20 protein-coding genes are annotated in these 25,274 nt (G+C 35.3%); 18 read left to right on the top strand and 2 right to left on the bottom strand.

What is annotated here, in order from left to right:
* Window positions 1-464: 464 nt before the first annotated feature.
* Window positions 465-989: a GNAT family N-acetyltransferase gene (locus DF185_RS10185; RefSeq protein ID WP_110360648.1), complete on the top strand. Its 525-nt coding sequence runs from the start codon at window positions 465-467 to the stop codon at window positions 987-989.
* Between the two features lie 80 nt (window positions 990-1,069).
* On the opposite strand, the gene DF185_RS10180 is transcribed toward DF185_RS10185, so the two are convergent.
* Window positions 1,070-2,296, bottom strand: coding sequence for a carboxypeptidase-like regulatory domain-containing protein (locus DF185_RS10180; RefSeq protein ID WP_165836002.1), 1,227 nt, complete (start codon window positions 2,294-2,296; stop codon window positions 1,070-1,072).
* 236 nt (window positions 2,297-2,532) lie between these two features.
* Here DF185_RS10180 and DF185_RS10175 point away from each other — a divergent pair, with 236 nt between their 5' ends.
* The 15 genes from DF185_RS10175 (at window position 2,533) to DF185_RS10110 (ending at window position 21,719) form a co-directional block, all read left to right on the top strand.
* Window positions 2,533-3,222: a GumC domain-containing protein gene (locus tag DF185_RS10175; protein WP_110360646.1), complete on the top strand. Its 690-nt coding sequence runs from the start codon at window positions 2,533-2,535 to the stop codon at window positions 3,220-3,222.
* A 155-nt stretch (window positions 3,223-3,377) separates the two neighbouring features.
* Window positions 3,378-3,770 carry a phospholipase gene (locus tag DF185_RS10170; protein ID WP_110360645.1) on the top strand — a complete coding sequence of 131 codons (393 nt, stop codon included), beginning with the start codon at window positions 3,378-3,380 and terminating at the stop codon, window positions 3,768-3,770.
* A gap of 316 nt (window positions 3,771-4,086) precedes the next feature.
* Window positions 4,087-5,850: a DEAD/DEAH box helicase gene (locus DF185_RS10165; protein WP_110360644.1), complete on the top strand. Its 1,764-nt coding sequence runs from the start codon at window positions 4,087-4,089 to the stop codon at window positions 5,848-5,850.
* Window positions 5,851-6,164: 314 nt separating this feature from the next.
* Window positions 6,165-6,986 (top strand): mechanosensitive ion channel family protein, encoded by an 822-nt coding sequence (locus tag DF185_RS10160; RefSeq protein WP_110360643.1) that lies wholly within the window; start codon window positions 6,165-6,167, stop codon window positions 6,984-6,986.
* A gap of 258 nt (window positions 6,987-7,244) precedes the next feature.
* Entirely contained in the window at window positions 7,245-9,440 is a 2,196-nt protein-coding gene (locus DF185_RS10155) for a DUF748 domain-containing protein (protein WP_110360642.1), read from the top strand.
* A gap of 96 nt (window positions 9,441-9,536) precedes the next feature.
* Complete coding sequence (locus DF185_RS10150) at window positions 9,537-9,890, top strand: PadR family transcriptional regulator (protein ID WP_207784624.1); 354 nt, start codon at window positions 9,537-9,539, stop codon at window positions 9,888-9,890.
* Window positions 9,891-9,920: 30 nt separating this feature from the next.
* On the top strand, window positions 9,921-11,417 hold the full coding sequence (gene glpK, locus DF185_RS10145) for a glycerol kinase GlpK (RefSeq protein WP_110360944.1): 1,497 nt from the start codon (window positions 9,921-9,923) through the stop codon (window positions 11,415-11,417).
* Window positions 11,418-11,934: 517 nt separating this feature from the next.
* The gene (glpT, locus tag DF185_RS10140; RefSeq protein ID WP_110360641.1) at window positions 11,935-13,272 is read left to right on the top strand and encodes a glycerol-3-phosphate transporter; all 1,338 of its coding nucleotides are present in this window, start codon (window positions 11,935-11,937) and stop codon (window positions 13,270-13,272) included.
* 57 nt (window positions 13,273-13,329) lie between these two features.
* Window positions 13,330-14,640, top strand: coding sequence for a glycerophosphodiester phosphodiesterase family protein (locus DF185_RS10135; RefSeq protein ID WP_119754622.1), 1,311 nt, complete (start codon window positions 13,330-13,332; stop codon window positions 14,638-14,640).
* A gap of 36 nt (window positions 14,641-14,676) precedes the next feature.
* The gene (locus DF185_RS10130; protein ID WP_110360640.1) at window positions 14,677-16,017 is read left to right on the top strand and encodes an OprO/OprP family phosphate-selective porin; all 1,341 of its coding nucleotides are present in this window, start codon (window positions 14,677-14,679) and stop codon (window positions 16,015-16,017) included.
* 399 nt (window positions 16,018-16,416) lie between these two features.
* A complete protein-coding gene (locus DF185_RS23580) occupies window positions 16,417-16,593 on the top strand; it encodes a hypothetical protein (RefSeq protein ID WP_165836001.1) in 177 nt (58 codons plus the stop codon).
* A 23-nt stretch (window positions 16,594-16,616) separates the two neighbouring features.
* Window positions 16,617-18,179, top strand: coding sequence for a glycerol-3-phosphate dehydrogenase/oxidase (locus DF185_RS10125; protein WP_110360639.1), 1,563 nt, complete (start codon window positions 16,617-16,619; stop codon window positions 18,177-18,179).
* Between the two features lie 341 nt (window positions 18,180-18,520).
* Window positions 18,521-20,020: a glycerol kinase GlpK gene (glpK, locus tag DF185_RS10120; RefSeq protein WP_110360638.1), complete on the top strand. Its 1,500-nt coding sequence runs from the start codon at window positions 18,521-18,523 to the stop codon at window positions 20,018-20,020.
* A gap of 148 nt (window positions 20,021-20,168) precedes the next feature.
* Entirely contained in the window at window positions 20,169-20,903 is a 735-nt protein-coding gene (locus DF185_RS10115; RefSeq protein WP_110360637.1) for an MIP/aquaporin family protein, read from the top strand.
* A gap of 93 nt (window positions 20,904-20,996) precedes the next feature.
* Entirely contained in the window at window positions 20,997-21,719 is a 723-nt protein-coding gene (locus DF185_RS10110) for a TorF family putative porin (protein ID WP_133250015.1), read from the top strand.
* Between the two features lie 195 nt (window positions 21,720-21,914).
* Here the strand turns inward: DF185_RS10110 and DF185_RS10105 are convergent, their stop codons facing one another.
* Window positions 21,915-22,622 carry a hypothetical protein gene (locus tag DF185_RS10105; RefSeq protein WP_110360635.1) on the bottom strand — a complete coding sequence of 236 codons (708 nt, stop codon included), beginning with the start codon at window positions 22,620-22,622 and terminating at the stop codon, window positions 21,915-21,917.
* Window positions 22,623-22,899: 277 nt separating this feature from the next.
* Between DF185_RS10105 and DF185_RS10100 the strand changes: the two genes are divergently transcribed.
* Together DF185_RS10100 and DF185_RS10095 are read left to right on the top strand one after the other, a co-directional pair.
* Window positions 22,900-23,469: an RNA polymerase sigma factor gene (locus DF185_RS10100; RefSeq protein WP_243421765.1), complete on the top strand. Its 570-nt coding sequence runs from the start codon at window positions 22,900-22,902 to the stop codon at window positions 23,467-23,469.
* Window positions 23,463-24,803: an outer membrane beta-barrel protein gene (locus tag DF185_RS10095; RefSeq protein WP_110360634.1), complete on the top strand. Its 1,341-nt coding sequence runs from the start codon at window positions 23,463-23,465 to the stop codon at window positions 24,801-24,803. Before DF185_RS10100 ends, DF185_RS10095 begins: the two co-directional genes overlap by 7 nt.
* The last annotated feature ends 471 nt before the right edge of the window (window positions 24,804-25,274 follow it).

The following is a 25,274-nucleotide window of genomic DNA, read 5'->3' as shown; positions in this document are numbered from 1 at the left end:
CGGAAGTGATCAATTATTTTTTTTGAGAAGCTCGTCCGTTGGCGGAAGTGATCAATTATTTTTTTGAGAAGCTCGTCCGTTGGCGGAAGTGATCAATTATTTTTTTGGGAAGCTCGTCCGTTGGTGGTAGTAATCAATTAATTTTTTGGGAAGCTCGTCCGTTGGTGGAAGTGATCAATTATTTTTTTGGCAAGCTCGTCCGTTGGCGGAAGTGATCAATTATTTTTTTGAGAAGCTCATCCGTTGACGGAAATGATCAATTAATATTTTGAGGGGCCTTTCCGTTGTAGGAAGAATCCTTATTGAATGAAGAGGAATGATTTAATAGGTATTGTTTTAAAGTCTTTTCACCTAGTAATGCATTTTCTAATACATATTTCGAGTTAAAATATTGCGCCGAAGCGATATTTTCAAGAACTTGTTTGTAAGTAATCGATTGATGTTCAATTTTAAATACACGTGTTATGGAATCAGTAAAGCTAGAAGTACAAAATGTGGTGCTAAGAAAATGGCAAAAAGGTGACGAAGATAGCTTGGTGAAATATGCTGATAATGATGCTGTAGCTAAATTTTTAAAAGATAGCTTTCCAAAACCATATACATACTCCGATGCCGTTAATTGGGTGCGTTTTGCGAACAGAACCATTGATTCTTATAACCTGGCAATAACTCTTAACAAGGAAGTAATTGGTGCAATTGGTGTAGAAAGACAGAAGGATGTTTATCGAAAATCTGCAGAATTAGGCTATTGGTTAGGTGAAGAGTTTTGGAACAGGGGGATAATGACCAATGTGGTGAAAGAGATGGTTGAATTGGCATTTCAAAACTTTCCAATTGTTCGCTTGTATGCATATGTGTTTACTGGCAATAAAGCTTCGACGATAGTTTTGGAAAAGGCTGGTTTTGAGTTGGAATCAATCCAAAAATCAGCAATCTATAAGAATGGACAATTTATGGATCAATTGGTTTATGTCATAGTAAGAATATGATTCTGTAGAGACGTAGCATCGCTACGTCTTTGTAATGCGTTTCATGTTAGAACAAAAAAAAGAGGCTTTCGCCTCTTTCTCTATTCTCCATCGAAAATAATATTATAGGAATCCCAGAACTTCTTATCGAAAGGCATATTTTCGTAGTATGCTCTTTTTTCAATAATCTCAGGGTTTTCAGTGTTAATTTTGGTGATTAGCATTTCCGTATTGATGTCAATTGATTTGGGAATACCAGTTTCTTTTTCCTTCAATTCGTGATGACGCTTATAATTCACGTAACTTAGGTAATATCTACCTGAGTGTTGTTTGTAGGTCACGCTAAAATCATATTCGATTTTTAAAGGTTGCCATTTTTGTCTGTTCTCATTCACATAGAAACTTCTTCCTTGAGGCGAGTAATTTGTAGCAACAACATGTGTTTCATTCTTAATTACTGCGTAATCTTTGGTTTTAATGTACAATTTACCAGAATAACTTTTCGCATAGTAATCACCTGTATTACTTAGCATCGGACGTTTGCTTTTATAGCTAATTACCCAAATTGAATCATTCTCATATTCGGTGATTTGATCCAATTTTAAATCGTAGAAGCTGATGTGATTTCCATTTAAAACATTTCCACGACTTCTTACGATATCCATTTCAAGCAATTCGTCTAAAAAGGTTGAACCATCAGCCAAAGAGGCTGGTTCGAAGTTTTTGCGTACCTGCAGGAACCTGTATCCTCGCTCTTTGAAAACTTGGTATGCATCTGCACGCTGATATCCTTTGTCGTCATAAATTCTAACAGCAGCTTCGCGAAGTCTGTTCAATTCTTTGTTTTCAAACTTTTCCGATCGATAATAAACATCGTAGTTGAAAGGAGTTTGAAGATAGTTATCAGGAATTCGTTCAAGTGCAGTTTTAATTCTTTTCTGTAAAACCAGTGATTCAGCCATCACCTCCACTTCACCAATATTGTAGTTTTTTGGTGTTAGTACGATCTCCAGAGTATCTACCTGAGTACATTCAGAAACCTTTGCTGTAAAAGTTGAAAAACCAACAGCAGAAGCTTGAATCATTTTTTCGCTGTATTTCCCAGGGATTTTAAACTCAAAAATGCCGTCTAAATTAGAAGCAGCACCAATATAAGATCCAATAACACCAACATTGGCAAATGGTATTGGTTCATTATTTTGTTTGTTGGTTAGTTTACCAACAATTCTGATGATATCCGAATTGTCTTCTTGGCTTTCGTTTTCCTGCGAGAAAACTGTAAGTGAGAATGCACAAAGCATTACAAGCAATAATCTAAATTTTTGCATGATATGTAGGATTGTTTCTTTTCTGTTGTTCAAATTCTTTGCCAATTTGCATTTGGCAATCATGATATACAAAGATATGTTAATATAAGAGCTAGAAAAGCGATTCTTGTGAGAATCCATTTAAAAAATGTTAATTTTAGTCAGAAATATTTATTTTTTGTTGAATAAAAAATATCTTCGCTTGTATTTCAGTTATAGATATAGATAATCAACTACGAAATTAAAATATAAGTCCTATGAGAAGTAAATTGCTTGTTCTGTCTTTGGCATCATTAATGCTAACGTCATGTGTTGTTTCAAAGAAAAAATATGAAGAACTTGAATATGCAAAGCGAAGAAGCGATGCAAAAGTATCTGCCTTAGATAAGGAGAATTCAAAAAAGAAAAAGCAAATCACTCAGCTAAACTCAAAGCTGGACAAAACTTTGGCAGAGTATAACGAGATGAAAAATAGTATGGCTGAAAGCAATGCCAAAAAGAATACCGAAATTGATGAGTTGAGTACCGAATTAATGGGATTGGCTTCGGATACAACAGCTTTAAAATCAAGATTGCAGGAAACTCTTTCTAAGTATAATGATCTGATTAATCAGAATAGTAATAATGAAGGTGCAATAACTGACTTGAAGAAGCAAATTCAAAGTTTAAAATCGGATTCAACCAAGTTGGCACAAGATTTAAAAGCTGCTGGGGTAGAGGCTGAATGGGACAAAAAGAAGCTTGAGACCGAAAAGAAGAAATCAACTGAAGCTGTAGCTCGTAAAGAGAATGAGATTTCAGCCTTGATGAAGCAGATTAAAGAAAAAGATGGAAAGTTAGGTTGGCTTAGAAAAGAGAAAAAGAGATTGGAAGAAGAGCTTGAGTTCATGACCAATCAAAGAAACCTTTTCAAGAAACAATACGAAAAGGCAACAGGTAAGAAATAGACTGTAAATCCATAAAAAAATAAACCATGAATGGCTCGATATTATCTTGTGATTCATGGTTTTGTTGTTTTAAAGGTAGAGAAAGGAAAATCTTGTGTTAAAAAGTATATCTAGATATCTTGATTTAATAGATCTTAATTTTTAGTTTTGCACTCATGGAAGTTTTATTGATATCACTTGTAGTGATTGCCGCAATTGCTTTCCTTTCTACTTGGATTGGACAAAAGCTAAGAGCGCGTAAGGGGGAGGTTGAAGAAGAACCAGTGGCTGAGCCAATGGAAGAGTGTTGTGGTGCACATGAAATTTGTGAAACCGACATTCTGAATAAAATGTCTGAGGAGATCATCTATTATGAAGATGAAGAGTTGGATGCCTACAAAAACTTCGAAGAGAATGATTACAACGACGATCAGATCGATGAATTCCGTGAAGTATTATACAGCTTGAAAGAGAAGGAAATTGCAGGCTGGATGAGAAGTTTGGAACTTCGAAAAATTGAATTGCCATCAGCAATTAAATCCGAAGTAGTTTTTATGCTGGTAAAATAAAGAAATCAACTAGATTAGATACAAGCCGTCTCGCTTTGCGAGACGTTTTTTTGTTTAGAAGTATCTCTCGATAAAAATGTAATCTGATGTATAGATATCAGGCTGTGAAATATTATATCCTCTCAAGATATCATTGTCATCATTATACATCATATTAATTAAAGAAAAAATAGAGCAATTGACAGATAAAAGATCTGATTCTTTCTCTTTTAAAATCAGAAAATTAACTATTGGAATTTAATTTGGATCATTCTATTCAAAATAGGCTTTACTTCCTATTTTAATTGCTACCTTTGCGGCTCATAAAAATTATAGAATGAATTCATTTGAAAATCTTGGTCTATCAAAGGCCATACTAGAAGCTATTTCCGAATTAGGCTTCGAAACCCCAACTCCTATCCAAGAACAAGCCATCCCGGTTCTTCTCGACGGAAGATCTGATTTTGTGGGATTGGCTCAGACCGGAACAGGAAAAACGGCGGCTTTCGGTTTACCTTTGCTTGAGCTTATCGAGCCACAGGTAAAAATACCGCAAGCTTTGATTCTATCTCCTACAAGAGAATTGGGAATCCAAATTGCAGACGATCTTAAGACATTCTCGAAGAATATCTTAAACCTGAACGTTGTGAATGTGTACGGGGGTGCAAGTATCGAAGAGCAAATTCGAAAACTGAAAAGAGGAGCACACGTAATTGTTGCTACCCCAGGGCGTCTTCTTGATTTAATTAGAAGGAAGGCTGTTAATTTATCTGCTGTTGAATATTTAATTCTTGATGAGGCAGATGAAATGTTGAACATGGGATTTAAAGAAGACATTGATGCAATCTTGTCTACTACATCCGAAGAAAAAGTGACTTGGTTGTTCTCTGCAACTATGCCACCAGAAGTTCGACGAATCTCTAAAAATTACATGACAGATCCTACAGAGGTTACTGTAGGAAAAGCAAATACAACCAACAAGAATATTTCTCATCAATATTACATGTTGAACAATCGCGACCGTTACAATGTTTTGAAACGTGTTGTAGATTTTTTCCCAGACATTTACGGTATTATTTTCTGTAGAACCAGAAAGGAAACTCAGGAAGTTGCCGAATTGTTAATGAAAGACGGTTACAATGCCGACGCTTTACATGGTGATTTAACACAAGTACAGCGCGACAGGGTAATGCGTAACTTTAAAAACCGCTCGTTGCAATTATTGGTTGCTACTGATGTTGCTGCTCGTGGTATCGATGTGGATGATCTTTCTCACGTAATTCATTACAACTTGCCTGACGAGTTAGAGTTCTATACTCACCGAAGCGGACGTACTGCTCGTGCAGGTAAAAAAGGTATTTCTATTGCTTTGGTTACTCCAAGAGAGGAGCGCAAAGTAAAAGATCTTTCCAGAAGATTAAAAACTGATTTCGAGCAGGTGAAAATTCCTATAGGAAAAGAAGTTTGTGAAAGACAGTTGATGAATTTCATGCAACGTGTTAACCAGGTTGAGGTTGAAGAGGAAGAAATTGCACCATTTATCGATGGAATTAACGAAGAGCTGGTAGAATTAAGTCGCGAAGATTTAATCAAGCGTTTTGTTTCTTTGGAATTCAACCGTTTTTGGGAGTATTACAAGAATGCAGATGATTTGAATCTGAAATCAACTACTCAACGCAGAAACAAAAAAGAAGGCAACAGTGGTGAAGACCGTATGTTTATCAATATTGGTAAGAAAGACGGAATTGATGTACCTCGTTTGTTGAATTTAATTCACAAACAATGTGGTGTTCGTGGTAAAAACGTTGGTAGAGTCGATTTGAAAGGTGTTTTCTCATTCTTTGATGTTGAAAAAGGATTTACCGATGATATTATTAAAGGTTTTGCTGGCGCTGTAATTGGTGGCAGAAAAATCAGAATTGAAGTGTCAGGCGATAGACCTACTTCAGATAGAGCTCCTCGAAAAGGACGTTCTAGAAGTGGTGATCGTGATAGAGGAGATCGCAGAGATCGAGGATATGGCAGGAGAGATTCTTCCAAAGATCGCAGAGGAAAAAGCGATGGAAAAAGATATTCGGACAGAAGGAGAAAAGAGGCGTAAGCCTCTTTTTTTTTGCTCATGTTTTTTTCATCTTCAAATGTATAAGCCAGTATTTATTTGATAGGATATTACTTCGTTAATTGTGAATGTATTAGGAGGTTAACTTCTTTGTTGCTTTATATTGTTTAAGAAAATCTAAATATTATTGGCATTAATTTTCTAACAATTCACGATTAATTAAAGATATATAGGTTTTAATTTACGCTAATTTTTATTTAAATTTAATCTATAAAATTCCAGAAGGAATTTTTTTTATGCTTAAATGATACAGTTTAACTAACTATTGAGAGATTATTTATAAAAACCTATTAATTATGGATTTGAATAAGATGTTTGAGAAATCGGACCAGTTGTGGACAATGGCTTTAGAGTATGCGCCAAAATTATTATTGGCTATTCTTACGTTGATAATCGGTTTGTGGATTGTCAAGATGATAACCAAAGGAATTGCAAAATTGATGGATAAGAATGAATTGGATCCTACTTTAAAACCATTCATTGTTAGTATGCTTTCTATTTTGCTGAAGATTATGCTTTTCATTGCTGTTATAGGAATGATTGGTGTACAAATGACATCCTTTATTGCAATATTAGGTGCGGCAGGTTTGGCAGTTGGTATGGCTTTATCGGGAACACTTCAAAATTTTGCTGGAGGAGTTATGATTTTAATCTTCAAACCTTTTAAGGTTGGAGACTTGTTAGAGGCTCAGGGCTATCTTGGAGTAGTTAAGGAAATTCAGCTTTTCAACACAATTTTACTTTCACTAGATAATAAAACCATTATTATTCCTAATGGCGGCTTGTCTACTGGATCAATGATTAATTATTCAACTCAACCTACTCGAAGAGTTGATATGACTTTTGGAATTGGTTATTCTGATGATATTGACAAAGCAAAAGGAGTTTTGGAAGGATTATTAACCAATCATCCAAAGGTGCTAAAAGATCCTGCACATTTTATTGCAGTTTCGGAGTTGGCCGATAGCTCGGTGAATTTTACGGTAAGAGCTTGGGTGAATGCAGCTGATTACTGGGAAGTATTCTTTTACATGCAAGAAACGGTTAAGAAGGAATTTGATAAGAACAATATTGGAATTCCTTTCCCACAAAGAGATATACATGTTTATAATCATTAATAACTTAGGGTTAAAAATGAGGAGGAGGCGAGAGCCTCCTTTTTTTATTGAAAATTTGAAGGAAGCTTAATAAATCATAAACTAATTGTTAGTTTTGATATATCAAATTAAATAAGGAGTATGAAACGTCCATGATTGAATAATTATTGACTCAAAAATGAGAATAGCTTGTGCCGAACTTATTTCGGGAATTATTTAAGCATGGTAATCCAGATAGTTATCGGTGCCATCTGACAAATGAAAGAAAAATATAAATAGATGAAAAGATTATCCAGAAAGAAGATCATATTATTGTCAGTATTGACAGTGCTTACATTGTTATTCTTTTTCCTCTCAACAATAGTAAAAAACTATCTAGTTAATCATTCCGAAGAGCTTATTGGAAGAAAGCTAGAGATTGCAGAATTACATTTTAATTACGCCAAAGTTTCTGTTCGGGTGAATGGTTTACGTTTGTATGAAAGTAATGATACAGATCAATTTGTGTCATTCAATGAATTGTATGTTAATGTCTCTCCATGGAAATTGATTAAAGGAGAATATTCGGTTTCGCAAATTTATTTGGATGGATTAAATGTATCTGTTATTCAGGATAGTGTTGGATTCAATTTTGATGATTTATTGGTGAGTGAGGAAGAAACATCTGACTCAATTCAGGAGAATCAAGAGGACAAAACCACTAAATTTTCAATTTACGATATTGAGATAAAAAATGGCTATATCGCATACTTCGATAAGCAGAAAGATAATTTACTTGATTTAAAAAATATTAATCTGGATTTACCATTAATTGCTTGGGACAATCAAAAATCCGAAATGGGAGTGGATTTTTCCATTGGTGGAGAAGGTAATGTTGGTATTAATGCAAATGTTGATCACGCCAAGGAAAGGTATATGATTGACCTAAAGGTAGCTGATATTAATATTAAACCTTTTATGGCTTATGCCAAGGATTATATGAAGATCTCAAGCATGGAGGGGAATATGAATACATCTCTAAAGATCAATGGAAGTATGACCGATTTTATGGATGTATTTATTAAAGGAAATACCAGTTTGCAAAACTTTTCATTAAATGATTTGGAAGGAAAACGATTTCTTGCAGCAAAATCTACAAGTGTAAATCTCGATTCTTTAAATATAGGTACATCTCATTTCGAAATAGGAAAAATTGTGATGCAAGATCCTGAAATTTATGCCACATTGTTTAAAGAGAATACCAATTTTGAGAGAATATTCGAACCTGTGATGGCTGTTGATACGACCGAATTATCAGAGGTTGAGCAAGATTCTTTAATACAGGATCAGGCCTTATTTTATGCTGTTGATAGTATAATTGTTAAAGGTGGTTTGTTACAATTTTCTGATAAAACTTTAAATCGCGATTTTGTTTACGATATTAAAGATATTGCTCTGAATCTTGGTAAAATTACAGAAACAGCAGGTAATGTGCCTTTAAACTATTCGATGAACTTAAATGGAGGAGGAAGTCTAACAGGAAACATGAATTTCAATATGCAAGAAGTTTACGATTTTAATTTGAGAACAAAACTTACAGGGTTGGAATTGATGAGCTTTTCTCCATATACAGAGTTTTATATTGCAAGACCGATTACCCAAGGTGCCTTAAACTATGATTGTGAAATTGATATGAAGCCAGATCATTTGAATAATCAAAATAATATAAAAATTTCAGAATTTGATTTTGGTAAAAAAACAAATGATCCGAACACTATAAAAGCACCAGTGAGATTGGCTTTGTATCTGTTAAAGGATCAGAATGATATTATTCAATTTGATTTGCCAGTATCGGGTAACCCAAAAGAACCAGATTTTAAACTGGGTAAGATTATCTGGAAAACTCTAATGAATTTCTTGGTGAAAACCGCAGCAAAGCCATTTGGTATTCTTGGAAACATAACTGGTACAAATCCAGAAAATATTGAAACAATTCAATTGAATTATTCGAGCGTTTCACTTGGTGATAAAGAAAAATCAACTTTAAGAGATATTTCAGAGATTTTAAAGAAGAAAAATGAATTGGTCTTCTCGTTTACTCAGGAAACAGATATTAACCAAGAAAAGAATTATTTAATTCTTGACGATTGTGTAAATGACTATTTTAAATCAAAACTAGAGGAAGTACCAAATTTGAAAACTAAGAAATTGGAAAGTTGGGCAAGTCAGTCTCCAGAGTTTAAAAACTACCTTGTGAAGGATAGTACTGGAATGTCTAAAAGTATAATAGAGCTTTGTCTTCAGAAGGTTGGAAATGTAAAGGCTAATCAAATGCTTGATTCGTTGATTGATACACGAAATAAAGAAATAAAAAATTACCTATTGGATAGTTTACAAGTACCACAGGATAACTTTATTGTGAAAACTGCAGACTTAAGAAATCTTTCCGATCAACAAAAAAAGCCAAAATTTAGAGTGGAGGTATCTATTAAGTAGTTAGCATATATTTTTTAAATTCATTGTACATCTTAAGACTATACTCTTGCAAGATATCTTGTAAAACTATGTATTTTTTTATATGTTTGTTACACCATGAATCACGAAATCAACGAATACTTTATAACAAAATGGAAGTCTCAATTTAAAAAGGGACTATTGGAATACATTATCCTCCTATTGCTAAGATCGAAGCCATGTTATGGTTACGAATTAATTAGTGAAATGAATCAATTTACTTCCCTTGAAATTGCGGAAGGTACAATTTATCCACTTTTGAATCGACTTAAAAAAGAAAAGTTGGTTACTTCGGAGTGGGCTGAAATGGATACTGGTATTCCAAGAAAATACTACAAACTTACCGATGAAGGTGCTTCGCACTTGGAAATTATGCGAGAGTATGTGGATTCCTTAAATCTATCTATTACAAGGATAAAGGAGAATGCGTAAAACTGTAAAATGCAATTAATTACCAGAGGAATGAGAGATTATATTTTATCCTTAGATCAAGGGACGTCAATTTCGAAAGCAATTTTATTTAATAAGAAAGGCGAGATAGTTGCGCAAGTTCAGAAGGAATATGAGCAATATTATCCAAAGCCAGGATGGATTGAGCAAGATGCTAAGGAAATTTGGTATTCGCAGGCATCAGTGGCTGAGGAGGTATTGACAAAAACGGGACTGACAGGAAAAGATATTGCAGGAATTGGGATCACCAATCAAAGGGAAACCACGATTATTTGGGATAAAGAAACAGGAGAACCAATTAACAATGCAATAGTTTGGCAGGATAGAAGAACATCACACCTTTGTGATAAGTTAAAAGAGCAAGGATACTCACAAAAGATTAAGGAAAAGACAGGACTGATTTTAGATGCCTTTTTTTCTGCGACTAAAATACAATGGTTGCTAAATAATATTGAAGGGGCAAGAGAAAAAGCAGAAAGAGGAAAATTAGCTTTTGGAACAGTGGACAGTTGGTTAATTTGGAAATTAACTAAAGGTGAACTTCATATCACGGATGTATCGAATGCAAGCCGTACCATGCTTTATAATATACATGAATTGTGTTGGGATAAAGAATTGCTAGAATTGCTTGATATTCCGGAATCAATTCTTCCAAAAGTTTGTTCTTCCAGTGAGATATACGGACATACCAGAAGGTCAATGTTTGGTGAGGAAATTCCAATTTCTGGGATTTGTGGTGATCAACAAGCTGCTCTTTTTGGACAAGCGTGTTTCGAGAAAGGAATGGTGAAAAATACCTACAATACAGGTTGTTTCATGTTGATGAACACTGGCGATGAGCCTGTAGAATCAAAAAATGATTTGATTACAACCATTGCTTGGGGAATAGGTGATAAGCCTACCTATGCATTGGAAGGAAGTGTTTTTATTGGAGGAGCTGTTGTACAATGGTTGCGTGATAGTTTAAATCTAATTCATTCCATTGAAGAGATTGAATCACTTGCACTAACCGAAAAGGATAATGGAGGAGTTTATATTGTTCCTTCTTTTACAGGATTGGGTGCACCTTATTGGGATCAATATGCAAGAGGTACTTTTTGGGGATTAAATATGGGTACAAGCATTGGACATATTGCACGTGCTTCTTTAGAATGTATTGCCCATAGATCATCAGATGTATTGAAAACCATGGAAGCCGATTCAGGTATAAAAGTGGAGCAATTACGAGGTGGTGGATTAATGGCGAATGATACCTTGCTTCAATATCAAGCCGACTTTTTAGGTATACCAATTGTACGACCAGAAATTAAGGAAATTACAGCTGTTGGAGCTGCTTACTTGGCTGGTTTGGGTGTAGGATTTTGGAATAGTGTAGAAGAGATCCAGGATCACTGGAAACTAGACAAAGAATACGAAGTAAAGATGGATGAAGAAATAGTGAAACATCATAAAAAATATTGGGAGAAAGCAGTTAGCAGATCTCAAAATTGGATAGATGCAGATGAATAAGAAAGTATTATTATAAATTAAAAAGGGTTATTTCATTTATGAAATAACCCTTTTTAATTTCATGAAGATTCATATCTTCTTATTAGATAAGTGTTTGGTAAGTATAGGTATTTTGGAATAGTTATAAATAGTATCTTTTTTAACTATGCACATTGTATTGCTAAGTATTTTATTTAGTTTTGTCGTGTTCGCTTAACGTTAAATTAACATACGAATAACATTGAGTTAATATGAAGGGTTAGTGTGAACATTTTTTTTTACTCCATATACATAGTTAAACAATGTGCTTTGTATTAGGATTTATATTTCAATACCACTATGATGGATACCAAAATTGATAAGCAGCTAGAGAATCGTTTGTATACATTTTTTTCGAAAATAATTGACTCGAATAAAGTTGTAATGATAAAACAAGAAGATGTTGTTTATAAAAGTATTTGGGATTTCTGGGAGTGTGAATTGTAATTATAGTTCATGTAAATATTCAAAATTACAATAACCATAAATTTATTTTAAAATGATTGGATTTTTAAAGCCAGCGGCTCATAAAGAGATGCTGCCTGAGAACAAAATTGACCCAGTTTACAAACGATTGCGATTGCAAGTGTTTTTAGGGATATTCTTGGGTTATGCAGGTTATTACCTTGTTAGAAAGGTATTCTCATTAGCAATGCCTGATTTGGTGAATTTGGGATATTCTAAAACTGAGTTAGGATTTGCATTATCTGGAGTATCTATTGCATATGGATTGAGTAAGTTCATAATGGGTAATGTTTCGGACAGAAGTAATGCTCGTCGCTTCTTAACTCTTGGTTTGGTGCTGTCAGCAATTACAATGATTGCTATGGGTATTCTGCCAGTTGCAACATCGTCGATAGCCATCATGTTTGTTCTTTTATTATTGAACGGATGGTTTCAGGGAATGGGATGGCCTCCTTGTGGCCGTGTAATGGTGCATTGGTTTTCTATTCGAGAGCGTGGAACAAAAATGTCTGTTTGGAATGTAGCTCATAATGTTGGTGGAGGTATTATCGGTCCTTTGGCAATTTTAGGTGTAGCAATTTTTGTTGACTGGCAGGCTAAATTGTATTTCCCTGGCTTGGTAGCATTGCTTGTTGCATTTATTGCTTGGTTATTAATAAGAGATACACCACAATCATGTGGTTTACCAAACATCGAAAAATATAAAGACGATTATCCTGATTCATATTCAGAAAAGTTTGAAGAAGAAATGTCTGCAAAGCAAATTTTTCTTGAATATATTCTTAAGAACAGACTTTTATGGATGATTGCAATAGCCAATGCTTTCGTTTATCTGGTACGCTACGGTGTTTTAGATTGGGCTCCATTATACCTTGAAGAGGCTAAAGGATTTTCTATTGAAGAAACTGGTTGGGCGTATTTTGCCTACGAATGGGCAGGAATACCTGGAACTCTTTTGTGTGGGTATTTAAGTGATAGTGTATTTAAGGGGAAACGTGCTCCTGTAAGTATTATTTATATGGTACTTGTAACTATCTCAGTATTCATGTACTGGACAAGTGACTCTATTGTAGCAAATTCAATAGCATTAGTATGTATCGGTTTCTTAATCTATGGTCCGGTAATGCTTATTGGTGTTCATGCTCTTGATTTGGTTCCTAAAAAAGCTGCTGGTACAGCTGCTGGTTTAACTGGCTTGTTTGGTTATATGGGAGGTGCTCTTTTTGCAAATATTGCAATGGGTGCGGTTGTTGACAAATGGAGTTGGACAGGTGGATTTATGGTTCTTCTTGGAGCTTGTGTGTTATCTATTCTTTTTATTGCTATTTCGTGGATACAGGAAATTAGAGGGCACAACGGAATTCATCATTAAAATTCGGAAGTAAAGATTTAATCATAAATAGAAATTAACCTTCAAAATTTAAATAATATGGAAAAATTTAATCTTAAGAACCTATTATTAGGTGCGATGGCCTTATGTTCTATAGGCTTAGCAGGGTGTGAAGATGATACACCAGATTACAATGAATTTAACTACTACAAAACTTATCCACTTAAAGAATTAAGTGCCGAAGCTAAGGTGGTAAGAGATTACGTTAAGAAAGATATCGTGATTGCACATAGAGGGTCAACTTTCTGGGCTCCGGAAGAAACTGAAGCGGCTTTCCGTTGGGCAAGAAATATGGGTGCAGATTATCTTGAAATTGACTTACAAAGAACAAAAGATGGTGTATTGTTAGCTCTTCATGATAATAACTTAAGAAGAACATCAAATATTGAGAGTATTTTCCCAGGGAAAGAAGATTACCCAGTAAGTTACTTTACTTTGGCTGAGTTGAGAAAGCTTGATGCAGGTGCTTGGTTTAATGTTGATGTACCTGAAAATGCAAGAGAGTCATTTGTAGGAGAGAAAATTTCTACTCTTGAAGAAGTGATGAAAATTGCAGAAGGATACAGAATCAAAAGAGATGTAAATGGTGAGCCTGTAAAAGATATGACCAGACTTACTGAAGCTGGAGAATGGGCAGGATATTACGAATTCGAAGTTGATCCACAAGACAATGGTAACCGTCCAGGTGTTTATGCAGAAACCAAAGAGCCTTACCTATTCTCAGGAATGGAAGCTGACTTGGCAAAATTCTTAACTGCTGAAGGATGGAATGTAACTGCTTCTCCAAAAGCAATTCCAACAACGCCAGGGAAAGTTGATGTAGCGAATACAAATGGACGATTCATTTTACAGTCTTTCTCAAGACAATCAATCGTTAATCTTGAAAGAGAATTACCAGGAGTGCCAAAATGTATGTTGCTATGGGAAGATGAAAGCGCATCATATGTAAGACCATCTAATACAATAGAGTCTTTAGCTGAATTCATCAATTTCTCAGTAGAATACAATTGTCATATTGCGGGTCCTTCAATCGAAGGTAAGCCTAATAAATATCCAGACCTTACTGAGCCATGGATGTGTGAAATGTATCACAGAGCAGGAATGCTTGTTCATGCATACTCATTCGACACTGAAGATCAGTTAAGAAAGTATAATGGAGATTACTTCTACGGTGGAGTATCACGTTTTGAAGATCCAAATAGAACTGTACAAGGAAACTTTAATTACGATGTAAATTCAAATATGTTTATCGATGGTGGATTTACAAATCTTACAGATCTTTCTATGAATTACCAGAAGCGTGAAGTAGTGGGTACTGCTCAAGAAGTATTAGACGCTTTAGGATACTAATCAATTTCTATTTACAAATTATTAAGCAAAAGTAATATGTTTAAAAAATTATATATAGCTGCCTTATTAACGGGAGTATTAGCTTCAGGGGCAAATGCTCAGGAAAATAAAATCTCAGTAGATAATCCGAATGGAGGAATTAAATTAACTTCTGCGGATAAAGAATACCAAGTAAGCATTAATGGTAGAATTTACATGGATGGTGTTCACTATTTTGATGATGTTACTGATTTAAGTTCTGATGTATCAATTGATGATATTCGTTTTGGAACTAGTGTGAGATGGGGAAAATGGAGTGCTAAAATTAATGTTGGTTTTGGTAATGATGAAGTGAAAATTAAAGATGCATTCTTAAGATATCACCACAAAAAGAACAGTACGTTTACAGTTGGTAATTTCTTTGAGCCATTTGGAATTGAAGCTGCAGAGTCTAGTAAAAACCTTAGATTTATTGGTGCATCTAATACAACTCAAGCAATGGGTATTGGTCGTGGAGTAGGTTTAGGGTATACTTATTATACTCAGAAATTCTATGGTTCAACTGGTATTTTTGCAGGTACAGTTGATAACAACAATAAAGGTGATCAAGGATTTTCTACGACTTCTAAAGTTGCTTATACTCCAATTCAAAACGAAGATTTTGTATTCCAGGTAGGTGGATCTTTTACTTATAGAAAACCTGAAGCAAATGGTTTTAATGAAAGTTTTAACGATGATGATTACAATCGTGTAGTTGAATTTGCAGCTGGTCCTGAACACAAGTTTTTAAATGCTACAATGAATGGAGCACAGTCTGATATGAGATTTAACTTCCAAACTTTGGCATTAAAAGGCCCTTTTATGTTACAAGCTGAATATACGCAAGCAAAAGTAACTCGTGATGATGATTATGTGTCAAAATTAATGAAAGATGGTCCTTTGTATTACGTTACTTATGCATGGCCAGTAAAACCTCAGGATTATCCTGATTGGTATGGTGAGCTTCGTGATATCGAAACTAAAGCTTACTATGTACAGGCTGGATTCTTATTGGGAGATAACTATAAGTATAATTCATCAACTGCATACATTAAAAGACCTAAAGCTGGAGCTTTTGAATTCCTTGTACGTTACGACCATACAGATTTGAATGATATCGATGGTACTTATTTTAACGGAGCTTATGGTCCTGCAGATTTAAATGCTGCTTTAGGTGGAGCAGGAAACATGAGTATTCAAGGTGGAAAAGCTGATACTTATAGCTTGGCTGTAAATTACTACTTAAGTTCTAATGTAATGTTCCGCTTGAACTATGACTATATGGATGTTGATAATCAAAAACACCCATTAGATAAAAATATCGGAGTTCTTAAAGGAAGAATTCAAGTTAATTTTTAAGAGATTACTTTTATATAGGAAAAGCTTGCTTGCTTCTAAGCAAGTTTTTCTGAATAAAATTTAATTTTTAGGGAATATCAGACCTGTTTAAATTGATTTTTTTAAGGAAAAGAGACCATTTCTAAGTGAAATAGGTCTCTTTTTTTATTTTTTTTCTTAAGTCGTTTAAAAATACCAAAACTCTATTTTGTCAGTAAATATAGTATTTGTATGAGGTTTCGATATTTTAGACTAAATTAAAACAGACTATTTCTTTGCAAAGCACCTTGCAATGCTAAGTATTTTATTTAGCTTTGTAAGTGTCAAGTTTGAATAAGAGAATATTTTTTAAACTTGTTAATAGAATAGGAAGAATACTTCCGTTTTTTTTGATAAAGGTACATAGTAAGACAATGTACTGTGTATTCAGATTTATATTTTAATACTACTATGGAAGATGTAAGATTTGATATGCAAATGGGGAATCGCCTTTATTCTTTTTTCTTAGACATTTTGTCAGGACAAAAAGAGTTGGCAACTCAGGATGAAGAAGAAGCGAAAGGAAGTATCTGGGAATATTGGGAAAAGGAATTGTAGAAGAATCAATAGGTTGTGCAGTCATGGATAGAGATAAGATGCTTAGAGAGGTTAAGAGTTCAAAACAGAAATGGGATGTTATCATTGTTGGTGGTGGAGCATCGGGTTTGGGCGCAGCCATTGAGTCTTCGACACGTGGTTACAAAACCCTTCTTCTTGAACAAGATGATTTCGCAAAAGGTACTTCAAGCAGAAGTACAAAATTGGTTCATGGTGGCGTAAGATATCTTGCTCAAGGAAATATTTCATTGGTTCTTGAGGCTCTACGTGAGAGAGGTTTATTAAAGAAGAATGCTCCTCACTTGGTGAAAGATCAATCCTTCATTATTCCTAATTATAATTGGTGGGGAACTCCATACTACACTTTAGGATTAACTCTTTATGATTTAATGGCTGGTAAGTTAGGTTATGGAAGATCATTACCATTTTCAAAGAAAAGAACGCTTAAGCACATACCAACTCTAAAAAGTGAAAAGCTTAGCGGTGGTGTAGTATATCATGATGGACAGTTTGATGATTCCCGATTGGCAATAAACATGTGTCAAACATTCGTAGAGAATGGAGGAGTGGCTATCAACTATATGAAAGTTACTGGGGTTGTTAAAAATAACGGTAAAATCACCGCGGTGAAGGCTACAGACTTGGAAAATAATGAGTCTTATACCATAGAAGGAAAGGCTATCTTAAATGCGACAGGAGTTTTTGTTGATAAAATTATCAAAATGGACGAACCTAATGCGAAAGATATCGTAAGGGTGAGTCAAGGTGTTCACTTAGTATTAGATAAGGAGTTTGTTCCAAGTGATTATGCTGTAATGATTCCAAAAACAAGTGATGGCCGTGTATTATTTGCAGTACCATGGCACAACAAAGTAGTTGTTGGTACTACTGATGTACACAAAGATAAAGCAGAATTAGAACCGAAGGCGTTGGAAGAGGAAGTTGATTTTATATTGGAAACTGCGGGCAGATTCCTGGAAAAACCACCTAAAAGATCAGATGTAAAAAGTGTATTTGCTGGCTTGAGGCCTTTGGCAGCTCCAACACAAGATGGGGCGAAAACCAAAGAGATTTCAAGAGGACATAAGATTGTTGTGTCCGAATCTGGTATGGTGACTTTAACAGGTGGAAAATGGACAACTTATCGTCAAATGGCTGAAGATGTAATGAATACAGTTGCTAAAACAGCTGGTCTGGAACAGAAAAAATCAGTAACAAGAAATTTACAAATTCACGGATATAAGGAAAATCCAGATTTAAGCAATCCGATGTATTTCTATGGATCGGATGAAGAAAAGATTTTGGATTTGGCTAAGCAAGAAGATGGCTTAAATGAATATTTGAGTGGAGAACTTAAAGTATTGAATGCGCAGGTTGTTTGGGCAGTTAGAAACGAAATGGCCAGAACTGTAGAAGATTTTTTATCGCGTAGAACAAGAGCTTTACTTCTTGATGCAAGAGAAAGTGTAAGAATGGCTCCAAAAGTGGCTGAATTAATGGCAAAGGAGCTTGGATACGATAAACAATGGGAAGATGATCAGGTAAAGAAATTTAATGATTTGGCAGCCCAGTACATATTGAAATGAAAAAATGTAGGACATATTGAGCAAGGGTTTTATTAAAGGTAGTTCTTAGTCTGTTATTTATAACTACTGATTTTATTAATTGTTACAATATTATTAATCAATTTGTTAGTTTTGGCACGATATTGCCTTGCTTTCATAGTCCTACATTTCATTAAAAGTGATGGTTTCATCACAACCCTAAACCTCTAATCAAGTTGAGTGTTAATGACTTGATGTTTTAATCCGAAGGATTAAAAATTTTTATGAATCAATTGCAATCGTTTACGTTTTGTAAGTTGTTGGAATTGAGAACTCGGAAAAGAACTAATTTTTATAACACAATAACCCAAATTAATTGAATTATGGAAGACAAGTTTATTTTAGCTTTAGACCAAGGAACTACAAGTTCGAGAGCAATCGTTTTCAATAAGAAAGGCGAGATGGTGAGCGTGGCGCAGAAGGAATTTACCCAAATTTTTCCTCAGCCAGGCTGGGTAGAGCATGATGCAAACGAGATTTGGTCTACACAAGCAGGTGTAGCAGCTGAGGCTATTACACAAGCTGGAGCTAATGGTAAAAGTATTGCAGGGATTGGTATCACAAACCAGAGAGAGACAACCGTTGTTTGGGACCGCGAAACCAGTGAGCCAATTTATAACGCAATCGTTTGGCAAGATCGTCGTACATCTAAATACTGTGATGAGTTAAAGGCACAAGGACATGCTGATATGATTCAGGATAAGACAGGTTTGATTATCGACTCTTACTTCTCAGGAACTAAAGTAAAGTGGATTCTTGATAATGTTGAAGGTGCTCGTGAAAAAGCAGAAGCTGGAAAATTAGCATTTGGTACTATCGATAGCTGGTTAATCTGGAAATTGACTCAGGGTAAAGTGCATGTAACTGATGTTACCAATGCAAGTAGAACTTTACTTTACAACATCAAAACTTTAGAGTGGGATAAGGATATGTTGGAACTTCTTGACATTCCTGCTAGCATTCTTCCAGAAGTTAAATCTTCTTCAGAAGTATACGGACACACAGTAACTACTCTTTTTGCTCATGAAGTACCTATCGCAGGTATTGCAGGTGACCAGCAAGCTGCTACTTTCGGTCAAATGTGTATCAAACCAGGTTCGGTGAAGAATACTTATGGAACAGGATGTTTCATGCTATGTAATACCGGAACAACTCCAGTAAAATCAAACAACAACTTGTTAACTACCATCGGATGGCAAATAAATGGTGAAACTACTTACTGTTTGGAAGGAAGTATTTTCATGGGAGGAGCTATCGTACAGTGGTTACGTGATGGTTTAGGAATTATCAAATCATCTCCTGAAGTAGAAGAATTGGCTGGTTCGGTAGAAGATAACGGTGGTGTATTCCTTGTTCCTGCACTTACAGGTTTAGGAGCTCCTCACTGGGATCAATATGCTAGAGGTACAATTGTTGGTTTAACAAGAGGATCTACTTCTGCTCACATAGCAAGAGCTGCATTAGAAGGTATCGCTTTCCAAACCAGAGATGTATTGAAAGCTATGGAGGCTGATGCTGGAATCGAAATTAACGAATTACGTGTTGACGGTGGTGCTGCAATTAACAACCTATTAATGCAATTCCAGTCGGATGTATTAGATGCACCAGTTTACCGTCCGAAAACTCTTGAAACTACTGCACTTGGTGCTGCTTATTTGGCAGGTTTAGCAGTTGGATATTGGGATAGTGTTGACGAAATTAAAAGCCAATGGGCTATGGATCGTAAGTTTGAGCCAGAAATGCCTAAGGATAAATCTGAGAACTTGATTAAAGGTTGGGATAAAGCCCTTGGTCGTTCGAAAGATTGGGATACAGAAGCTTAATTTTCAACATCTAACAGCCTGAGGTTGGTTGATAGAATTGATCTCAGGTTAAATATTTTTAAACCAATGCCGGAAGTGAGAAGGAGGAACAGCGCAAGGTAGAGATCCGGCATTCTTTTATTAACAATTACTAAATACCATATTAATCATGAGTGAATTTATAGCAGAATTTATCGGAACAATGTTACTAATCCTTTTAGGTAACGGAGTAGTTGCAAACGTTGTATTAAATAATACGAAAGGAAATAACAGTGGTTGGATTGTAATCACAATGGGATGGGGATTAGCAGTATTTACTGCAGTAGCTGTTGCAGGTCCAATATCAGGAGCACATATCAACCCAGCTGTAACTGTAGGATTGGCCGTTGCAGGTATGTTTGCTTGGTCAAAAGTAGGTCTTTTTATCGTAGCACAAATGGCAGGTGCAGCATTCGGAGCATTCCTTGTATGGTTAATGTATCGCGATCACTTTAACTCAACTGAAGATGGCGGAGCTAAATTAGCTTGTTTCTCTACTGGTCCTGCTATCCGTAATTTTGGAAGCAATGCTGTCAGTGAAATTATCGGAACATTTGTATTGATGTTTGTGATCTTCTATTTAGCAGGTCCTTCTTTTGAAGCTGCAGGTGTTGAGGGAGCTAAGATTGGATTGGGTACTTTAGGTGCTTTACCTGTTGCTTTATTGGTAGTTGCTATCGGACTTTCATTAGGTGGAACTACTGGTTATGCAATTAATCCTGCAAGAGATCTTGGTCCTAGAATCATGCATGCTATTCTTCCTATGAACAACAAAGGTGGTAGCGACTGGGGATATTCTTTGGTTCCGGTTATTGCACCAATCGTAGGAGCAGCAGTAGCAGCATTCTTATTCATGAGCCTATAATCTACAACTAATTTACTACTACATTTTTAAACCCTGTGGAGGTCTTGAAATCGAGACTTTCTGGATCTCTACAGCCCATAAAATATTAATCTAATGAAAAAATCAGTTTTAAAACTATCGGTATTATTTACTCTTATAATATTATTTGCGTCGAACATGAACGTAAATGCACAAGGAAAAGTAACAGTTAGTCCATCGGTAACTACTCGTCATTACTGGAGAGGTATCATGGTAAGTAACACTGCCAATTTCGAAATGGATCTTGCTTATACCAACAACAACTTTACTTTTGGTGCTTGGGGTGGATATGCATTTGATAATACATATTCAGAGTTCGATTTTCATGTAGGATACAAGTTCAATGATCATTTTAACATTGCAGTTTGGGATTTATTTGCAAACCGCGATAGAGCTTCTATTGATGATTACAACTATCTTGATTTAGACAGAGCTACAACGAATCACTTGATTGATGCAAGTTTTAATTTCTATTTCACTGAGAAATTTCCATTAAGTCTTTCGGTAAGTACTATGCTTTACGGTCGTGATTTAGATGAGAATGGTGACCAAAACTATTCAACTTACGTTGAGTTTGGATACCCAGTAACAATTGGTGGAGAAAAGATTTCTCTATTTGCAGGCTTAAATGCTTTCGAGGACCAGGTTTATGGTGAGAGTTTTGGTTTTGTAAATATTGGTGCTACAGCCACAAGAGAGATTAAAATTACAGATAGTTTTTCTTTAAATGCTTGGGCTAAAGTTGCTATTAACCCACAAGCAGAAACTGCGAACCTAATTTTAGGTATTGGTTTTTAATCAGCAATGCTTGATTAAACCTTTGCATTAATTTCCATAAAGCAGAACATCTAGTTCAATTATTAGCGATTAAACTCGCTCTTCGAAAGAAGAGCGAGTTTTTTCGTTGAAAATTGTTCTGTAGCGATTAGCTAGAAAGTTAGTTTTCAGCATTGATAATGCTTGAATTTTTAATCATTTAAGAAACATCTTTGATTACCATTCAATTTCACGGTACTCAACCGATTCACAATTGATATCGTAACCAGATGTTGCGGTAGGAAGTTCGAACTTATAGGCATAAACTCCAACAATATATGTTGCTCCATCTTCGGTATTAAAGTCGCTCCAATTATTTGTTCCAGTAACAATTGTGTGACTTGAAGTAAGCATTCTGTCCGAAATATAAATGATTTCTCCATCCATTTCGCTGTGAATTTTTACTACATAAACGTCTCTATCATCTACATCATCCCATTCAATCTCGAAAGAGTGTGCCGTTTCGTCATAGTTAAATTTTGTTATTTTTACAGGATCAAGTCTAGCTTCCAATAGTTTATCGCTAACGGTATAGGTTGCAAGATCTTCAGCGGTAATGTCAAACTGATAAATTCCATTCTCTATATCATCCGTTGTAAAATCATTTTCAGCAGGAATTGCTCTAAAAGCCATTTTATTATTGTATTTGCTTAGGCTTTTCTCAATATTACTATCGGTTGGCCCTTCCATGTCAACTTTGCTCATTGCGAAATTTGAATAGGTATAAAATACTGGCGCATACACTGTGTCATCACCACTTTTCTTCACTCTTACATATACATCACCAATGGCTTGTAAATTTGGCGTGTTGTCAACATTACTGTCACATGCGATAATACTTACTGCTAAAATTAGCAATGCCCCTATGCTTTTTAAATTCTTCATTTGTTTTTAATTTTTATCAGTAATACTGATTTTTCTGATTTAATAAATTGCAGAGACAAAATCCCGGGTATGCCTCTTTAAAAGCTTTTACAATCTCATGATGATGAAACTTTAAAATGGTTGCTTGAATTTTTTCATTTTTAAAAAATGGATATTCTATTTGGTTTAAAATCAGTGGATTTTAAATGTCAAATAAAAAAGTTGTAATTTTAGCGCAACCTTATCGCACTTTGCACGACTATTTAATAAATCAGGATCGCAAAAGACGTTAACCACTTTGGAAAACCGAGAATTAGAACAAATAGTAAAAGAATGCTCGAAAGGTAAATCTAAAGCGCAAGAATTGCTTTATCGAGAGTTTGCACCTAAAATGCTAGGTGTGTGTTTGAGGTATTCCAATGATTTAAGTGAAGCCGAGGATACTTTGCAAGATGGTTTTATTAAAGTTTTTCAAAGTATTAAATCTTATCAGTTTAAAGGATCATTCGAAGGTTGGATTCGCAGAATAATGGTTAATACTGCTTTGGAAAAGTTCCGCAAATCGAAAAATATGCAAGTGGTTGATGAGGTTTGGGAACCCGATCCTGATTCAGAACCCGACGAATCCATTCAAAGCTCGAACATTCCATTGGAAGTTCTATTGCAAATGGTTCAGGGCTTGCCTGATCGGTACCAAATGGTGTTTAGTTTATATGTTTTAGATGGATACACCCATAACGAGATTTCTGAGGTGATGGATATAACTGTAGGAACTTCGAAATCGAACCTGGCTCGAGGAAGAGCAATTTTAAAGCAAAAAGTGAATGATTTTTTAAGTGAAAAAGAGAACAAGCTGAAAATATGCTAGACGAGAACAAACATATCGATAGTCTGTTTGCCGATGGGTTGAAAGGAATGAGTGTTGAACCAAATCCTGAAGTCTGGAATGCGATTGATGGAAAGATGGCAGCTACTCGTAGAAAAAGGAGAGGAGTAATCATTTTTATTTCAGCTGCACTTGCCGCTTCTGTTCTATTGTTTTTCGGAGTTGCAAATCGTAGCTTGTTTATTTCCAAACCTGGAGGTTTTCCTACCGAACAAATGAGCGATAATTCTTCTTCAGTGAATCAGTCGGATGATTCAGAGGTGTTTAGCGAGACTGGTGGAAAAGACAAAGCAGACACAGAAGTAACTAATGTGGAGGATGGAAATGGTGTATTTATAGCAGAAAATACATCGAATTTTGCAAAGAATATTGTTCAACCAATAATAACAAGCAGAGAGAATAATTTTGAGAAGGAATCTTTATTAAATAGTATCCCATTAGGAATTAGACAACTGTTGAATGCCTCCAATCAGATTCCTGAGAGTTTGCAATATGAGCATGCGGAAAAATCAAAAGCCATACAATTAAGTGCAGAAGATTTGATTGTTATGAATAACCTCTTGGCTATGGAGCAATCCAGAAAGGATGAGTTAAGAAAGAATCGTTGGGCCATTATTGGACAAATTTCTTCTGCTTACTCTAACGAAGAATCCGCTGCAAGTGCAAATAGTGGAATTGTAAGCTTTGGAGGAGGGGTTAAAGTGAACTATGCTTTAGGTGAGAAATTAGCATTACAAACTGGTTTCATGTATAATCGTGTTGGTCAGGATATGGGAGGCTCCAGGATGGATCTGGCATTTGCAGATCCTATGGGAGAAGGAGAAACCAATAACTTTAACAAACAGGAGAGAACGGTTCTACCATCGCACACTACTGCGGGCAACATTAGGTATACTGGTGGGAATATTGAGGATAGAACCAATGCTGAATATATGGTTGCTTCTACTTACAGTTCATCGGATGATTTGATGCAAAGCTTCGAAACCATTGAAGTGCCAATTTTACTTCGATACAATTTAACACAAAAGAGATTGGGTGTTTATTTAAGTGGGGGTATTGGTGCGAACTGGATTGTTGAGAATGGTGTTTATCGCACTTCAGGATCTAGACAAAAAATTGGTGAAATAGAGAACTTAAGAACTACCAATTTCAGCTCCTTATTTGGTTTGGGATTTGAGTATCAGTTAAGTCCTAAAGTTAGAATTGGTCTTGAACCTAGTTTTAAATATTACTTGAATTCTATTAACAAGAGTGGCCAATTTGATTATAAACCATACTCAATTGGTGTACACACAGGCATTCGCTATAATTTCTAAACATATTTTAAGAATGAATAAAAATATCCAAGGAAATACCTTGGATTTTCTTTCATAAATATGTCTTTCTAACTTATCCTTATCTCTTCACCATTTCATTAATCCAGATTGGAGCAATACGTGTCTCGAATAGGTTCATCAACCTACATTAGTAGGTTGGAAAGGTGTCTCGAGTAGGTTCGCCAACATACTTTAGGAGGTTGGGTAAGTGTCTCGAGTAGGTTCACCAACGTACTTTAGTAGGTTAGGTAAGTGTCTCGAGTAGGTTTACCAACGTACTTTAGTAGGTTAGGTAAGTAGCTCGAATAGGTTCACCAACGTACTCTACCACGTTGGGTAACGTATTAACTTAGGTTAAGTAGGAATCCTGTGTGGTAGTAAATATAGGGAATTGTAGTATAATGGTTAGTTAAATAAAAAAACAGGACCAATAGTAAGTCCTGTTTTCATGCCTTTTATTTGTAACAGATA

The organism is Marinifilum breve, assembly GCF_003202155.1.
GTDB lineage: Bacteria > Bacteroidota > Bacteroidia > Bacteroidales > Marinifilaceae > Marinifilum > Marinifilum breve.
Note: the sequence above shows the minus strand (reverse complement) of the source record. Positions and strands in the feature narration are given on the sequence as shown.